The organism is Variovorax sp. FG153, assembly GCF_057809595.1.
In genome coordinates this window covers 1-325 of record NZ_JBMDKG010000141.1, presented here as the reverse complement: position 1 = coordinate 325, position 325 = coordinate 1, and the positions used below count along the sequence as shown (strand labels likewise).

Sequence of the window (325 nt, the reverse complement as noted above, 5' to 3'; positions counted from 1 at the left end):
TCCTCGCCGGTCGGGCGCGCGCGCTTGAGCACCACGAAGGCGCACACCGCCTCGCCCGTCACGTCGTCCGGACGCCCCACCACCGCGGCCTCGGCCACGAGGTCGGTCTTGGACACCAGCGCCGACTCGATCTCCATCGTGCCCAGCCGGTGGCCCGACACATTGAGCACGTCGTCGATGCGGCCCGTGATGCGGAAGTAGCCGCGATCCGCACTGCGCACCGCGCCGTCGCCCGCCAGGTAGATCGTGCCGCCCATCTCTTCGGGGAAATAGCTCTTCTTGAAGCGCTCGGGGTCGTTCCAGATGGTGCGGATCATCGAGGGCC

1 protein-coding gene is annotated in these 325 nt (G+C 69.2%); it reads right to left on the bottom strand.

All coding sequences use genetic code 11. The features are described from left to right. The coding region (locus tag ACODT0_RS42485) for an AMP-binding enzyme (protein ID WP_489044064.1) at positions 1-325 on the bottom strand (325 nt) is incomplete at both ends.